General features: G+C 62.3%; 5 protein-coding genes and 1 pseudogene. All 6 read right to left on the reverse strand.

Features of this window, described 5'->3' with window-relative positions:
• Positions 1-175 (reverse strand): ATP-dependent metallopeptidase FtsH/Yme1/Tma family protein (locus EN914_RS23480; protein WP_164778868.1); only part of this gene is annotated, 175 nt, incomplete at its 3' end.
• 125 nt (positions 176-300) lie between these two features.
• Entirely contained in the window at positions 301-1,674 is a 1,374-nt protein-coding gene (gene tilS, locus EN914_RS23485; protein ID WP_024502925.1) for a tRNA lysidine(34) synthetase TilS, read from the reverse strand.
• A gap of 56 nt (positions 1,675-1,730) precedes the next feature.
• The gene (gene ybgF, locus EN914_RS23490) at positions 1,731-2,840 is read right to left on the reverse strand and encodes a tol-pal system protein YbgF (RefSeq protein WP_024502924.1); all 1,110 of its coding nucleotides are present in this window, start codon (positions 2,838-2,840) and stop codon (positions 1,731-1,733) included.
• 220 nt (positions 2,841-3,060) lie between these two features.
• Positions 3,061-3,567, reverse strand: coding sequence for a peptidoglycan-associated lipoprotein Pal (gene pal / locus EN914_RS23495; RefSeq protein ID WP_013529149.1), 507 nt, complete (start codon positions 3,565-3,567; stop codon positions 3,061-3,063).
• Positions 3,568-3,811: 244 nt separating this feature from the next.
• Positions 3,812-4,188 (reverse strand): annotated as a pseudogene (locus tag EN914_RS40165) (four helix bundle protein).
• A 39-nt stretch (positions 4,189-4,227) separates the two neighbouring features.
• Positions 4,228-5,184, reverse strand: a 957-nt coding sequence (tolB, locus tag EN914_RS23505; RefSeq protein WP_127389296.1) for a Tol-Pal system beta propeller repeat protein TolB, incomplete at its 5' end; no start/stop codon positions are given.

The following is a 5,184-nucleotide window of genomic DNA, read 5'->3' on the forward strand; positions in this document are numbered from 1 at the left end:
CCCCAGAAATGGTCCCCGTCTTGCCCCGCCCCGCCGCGACATCCTGCAGGAACTGCGAATAAGGCACATCGCTGGAAGCCCCTCGCGTCTGCGGCGTCTGGAACAGATTGAACAGGGCTATGAGCAGGACCGCTATGATCGCCCAAAGCGCGAGGTTGCGATAGTTCGGATTCATCAATTGTCCCGTTGGCGTCCGCGAGGCAGACACGCGTCATGAGAGGAAACTTGCGCCTAACATAGGGAGAGCGTCCCCCCTTGCCAAGCAGAACAGCACGTCTGGGTTAAGCTTTCGCGCAACCCTCAGCCGGCACTGTGGCCGCTGAAAGGCAAGGGCGGGACCGGGGCCGCGCCGATCAGCCCGGCGACGGCCCGCGCCGGCGCTAGGTCGAAGGATGGCAGGAAGCGGCCGAAGGGGGCAACGACCGGCCGCGCTTCCACCGTCGCGGACTTCAGTCCATATCCAGGCAAACCAAGGCATTCACCGGCCTGCCACACCGCCGGTTCGGCCGCGAGCGCGGCGCGCATCAGGCTCGACGGGGTTTTTCCTTCACCCGTCGCCAGCCGCTTCGCCGCTGCCGCGCCTAACGGGGCAATCAACAATGCGCTGCTGCTGTCGTTCAATGTGATGTGCCGGCGGCCGTCCCACAGGGTGCTGCCGGTGGCGGCAGCGGCGGCGGGCAGTCCGCGCGCCTCGCGGCGCAGGAATATGCCGGAGCGCCGGGAATCGACAACCGTCCGCGACAATGTGGCGCAAAGAAATCCAGCCCTCAGCCGCCCGAACAGAGCCTCGCTGCGGGCCTGATCCGGCAGGAAGGCAATCCCGCCGGTCGTGGCCAGAAGGATGCGCAACGCATAGACGGCCGCCTGCTCGTCACCGGAGGAGAGCAGGCACGGGTCGAGGCGGATGAGGCCGATGGCTGGCTGGCTGGCGAAGCCATCGATCAAATCGGCTGCGCTGGCGCCAAGCTGCCTGCGCTCGAGGGCGGCCTGGCCCGCGAGCATCAACATGCCCTTCACATGCTCGACACTCTCGCCGGCAAGTGCGGCCCGCACACGCGGCCGCTCGAAAGCCGCGTCGACATTGGTCGGATCGTCAGCCCAGCCGACATTTTGACGGCGCAGGACGTCGCGCAATACCGCGCGCCGCACGCCGAGGAGCGGCCGCACGATCCAGATGCGCCAGTCATAGAGGGTGGCCGGCGCCATGCCGGCAAGTCCCCGGCCGGCCATGCCGGCATGGCCTTGGCCCGCGTCCCGCGCGTGCCGCATCAGCACCGTTTCCGCCTGGTCGTCGGCGGTATGGCCGGTGAGGATCATGCCGATGCCTTCCGCTTGTGCCGCCTCGGCTAGCAGCCGGTAGCGCGCCTCGCGAGCGGCGGCGGGCAGACCGGTCGATGGCTTTGGACCCGACCATGTCAGGATGCGGTGTGAAATTCCGATCCTGGCGCACAGCTTCGCCACTGTTTGCGCTTCCGCAGCCGAACCGGACCGCAAACCGTGGTCGATCGTCACCGCCAGCAGCCTGGTTGCCGGCGCCCTACGTTCGAGATGGTGTTTGAGAAGAAGGAGCAGGGCGGTCGAGTCGCTGCCGCCGGACACGGCCGCAACAGCGCCGCTGGTAAAATCGATACGCGAAAAAGGGTTAGTCGAAAGGTCCGGCTCGGTGTCGAGCATAATGCATGTCGCCCAAAAGTGATCCCGGTTCAGGACAACGACATGTATGACAAGGATCAGCAGGCAGCCAGAGCCTTCTCCTGCTTGACGCGTTCCTTGAGCGCGCTGGAAATATCGGGGTAGCGCTTGCCGACCTCGCTGAAAGTGGCGCAGGCAACGTCATGCTGCTTGAGGCCGACCAGCGACACGCCGAGCTTCAGCAACATGTCGGGAGCTTTCTTGGCCTTGGGGTAGTCCTTGCTGGCGGCAAGGAACGTCTCGGCCGCATCGCGGTATTTCTGCTGGCCGAGCAATGACTCGCCCAGCCAGTAATGCGCATCCGCGGCCTTCGCATCCTTGGGGAAGCGGGCGATGTGGTCGCGAAAACCCTGCTCGGCGGTGCCGTAGTCGCCCGAGAGGATGAACTGGTATGAGTTGCGGTAGAGTTCTTCCGGATTGTTGGTGGCGGGCAACGCCGCGACCACCGTATCGGATTTGCCGGCCTTGGGCGCCGCCCCGGCGACTGGCGCGGTATCCTGCGCCGGCGCGGTCGATTGTGTGTTGCCGCCGGCATCGATGACATTGCCGTTCTTGTCGACGGTGATGCTGCCGAAGGTCTTTTCCGGCGCTCCCGTACCGGGAATAACCTTGCCGGGGTCGCCATCCGGAGATTCGACGATGACGTCCTCGACCGTCTTGCCGACTGCCGATTGATCGTTGGCGGGCTCGGCGCCGGCATCGGCCGGCGCCCGTGTTGCCGGGGCCGCCGCCACGTTGTTGTCGGTGCCGGTGGTGGCGTCCGATTTCTTCTGCGCCGGCGGCTGTCCGCCTTGCGTGCCGCCACCTTCCAGCTGCTGGAAGCGGAATTCATTATCTTCCTGCTGCTTGCGGATCTGCTCCTGCATTTGCAGGACCTGGAAATTGAGTTCCTCGATCTTGCCGTTCATCTGCCGCAGCTGCTCTTCCAGGCTGGTGACAGCGGTAGGATCGGACTGCACCAGCTGAACCTGGTCCGGTTTCTTCTTTTGACCAAAAAAGCTGGGCAATTCGATAGTGGGAAGATGGAAGGTAAAGCCGCTGTCGGTTGATTGCCCTGTGCCGCTCGCCCCGGTGCCGCTAGCCAGGGCGGTGACGCCTGATAGGAGCAGCAGCGCAAGCGTGCCGCTCAGAACCGATCTCAAATGCATGTGCCTCTCGCAGTGATTTCGTTAGCTTGTTCGCGCCTTCCAATCAGAATGGGACCAGCCAAGCGCCCTCGGCTCATAGCAGGAGCCGAGACTTCGGCCAAATTTTGTTTCGGGCATCCGGATATGAAAAAGGCGGCCCCAAGGCCGCCTTTCGCACAAGTATGTTGCATTTTTACCGCTAGACGGCCACGCGTCCTTTGACGCGCCGGTCCATGATGCCTCAGGAGCCAGCGCCGCTAAGCGTAGTGACCGCGCGGCGATTCTGCGACCAGCAAGAGATGTCGTCGCAAACCGCGACCGGACGTTCCTTGCCGTAGGAAATGGTCTTGAGACGGCTGGCCGAGACGCCCTTTGCGACAAGGAAGTCACGGGTAGCGGCTGCGCGGCGGGCGCCGAGCGCCAGATTGTATTCGCGCGTTCCGCGTTCGTCGGCATGGCCTTCGACGACGATGGCATACTGCTTGTACTGGTTCAGCCACTGTGCCTGGCGCGAGAGCGTCGTCTGCGCGTCGGCACGGATCGAGGTCGAGTCCGTATCGAAGAAGATGCGGTCGCCAATGTTGACGGTGAAGTCCTGCGCCGATCCGGGTGTTGCGGCGCCGGCGCCGTTAAGGCCAAGATCGGCCGCGTTGTTCGGCGTCTTTTTCGAGGCGCAACCGGCGATGGCGAGCATCGCCACCAGCGCGATCATGACCGGGTTTCTGGTAAGTGCTGCAATACGGCCCATGCCGCCTCTCCTTCGTAATTCGAGTGGTCTAATTTGAGTGATTTCGTTGATCACCCAGTAACCACGTTTGGGTTAACCGGCATTCAAGAAACACGGTTAAATTTTGGTTTAAGCTGCCCGTCCGCAGCCATTGGCCATGAGCCACAGTTGGCGCGGACCCTAGGCGGAAATACGGCCAAAACGCGACAAAGAGATGGAAAAGAGGAATTGAAGAGTTGGGGAATTGAGGAACTGAAGAGAGAATTCACTTCAGCTTTTCTCTCAGATTGATCAGCATGCCGTAGATATGGGCATAGGATCGCAGCCAATCGTCGTGTTGTGCCTGGCTGATGTATCCAAGGTCGAACGCGTAGGAAATCCACGTCTCCACTTCGCTGCATGACCCATTGCCATTGAAATGAACCGCGCGAATTCGGGTTTGGAGTGAGTCTGCTTGGCAAATCCCTCAGCCAAATTGGCGCAGATTCCCTTGCTGGAGCGACGCAACTGATCAGCCAGTGCGTATTGCTCCATTTTCGGGAAGGCGAGCGTAGCTTTATGCACGTCAAGAGAGACCACATAAGCGCGCTTATAAACCTCTAGATCCTTCGCACGCTTGATGTGGCCGCCCGCCTTCTCCATTCTTCAGTTCTTCAATTCCCCAGTTCCTCAGTTCGTCTCTTACTCCAGCAGCGGCGACCAGGCAGGGTCCGAAGCGAAGTTCGCCGTCGGGATCGATTGCTCGTTGCGTCCGGTCAGATCGACCGAAACCAGTTTGGGGCCACCGGCGGAATCGCGGAAGAACATCAGCACGCGGCCATTCGGCGCCCAGGTCGGTCCCTCCTGCTGGAAGCCGGAGGAGAGGATGCGCTCACCCGATCCATCGGTCTTCATGACCCCGATCTGGAATTCGCCGCCGGTCTGCTTGGTGAAGGCAATCAGGTCGCCGCGCGGCGACCATACCGGTGTCGAATAGACGCCATCGCCAAAGGAGATACGGGTCTGGCCCGAGCCGTCGGCGCCCATCACGTAGATCTGCGCGCGGCCGCCACGGTCGGAGGTGAACACCACCTTGCTGCCGTCGGGCGAATAGGACGGCGAGGTGTCGATGGCGGTCGAGTTGGTCAGCCGCGTCGTCGAGCGGCTGCGCAGGTCCATGGCGAAGATGTTGGAATTGCCGTCGTCGCGCAGCAGGCTCATGATCACCTTCTGGCCATCGGGCGAAAAGCGCGGCGCAAAGGTCATGCCTGGGAAATTGCCGACCAGTTCGCGTTGGCCGGTCTCGATCTGCAGCAGGTACACCCGCGGCTGGCCGCTTTCATAGGACATGTAGGTGATTTCCTGCCGGTTCGGCGAGAAACGCGGCGTCAGCACGATCGACCTGCCGTCCGAGAGATAGCGCACATTGGCGCCGTCCTGGTCCATGATCGCGAGGCGCTTCTTGCGCGCATTCTTGGCGCCGGATTCGTCGATGAAGACGACGCGGGTGTCGAAATAGCCTTTTTCGCCGGTCAGCCGCTCATAGATGGCGTCGGCGATGATATGGGCGACACGCCTCTGATTGGCATCGTTGGCGAAGAACTGCTCGCCAGCCATCTGCTGGCCGGCAAAGGTATCCCACAACCGGTACTGGGCGCG

The organism is Mesorhizobium sp. M7A.F.Ca.CA.001.08.2.1 (genome assembly GCF_003998455.1).
GTDB classification, from domain to species: Bacteria; Pseudomonadota; Alphaproteobacteria; order Rhizobiales; family Rhizobiaceae; genus Mesorhizobium; species Mesorhizobium ciceri.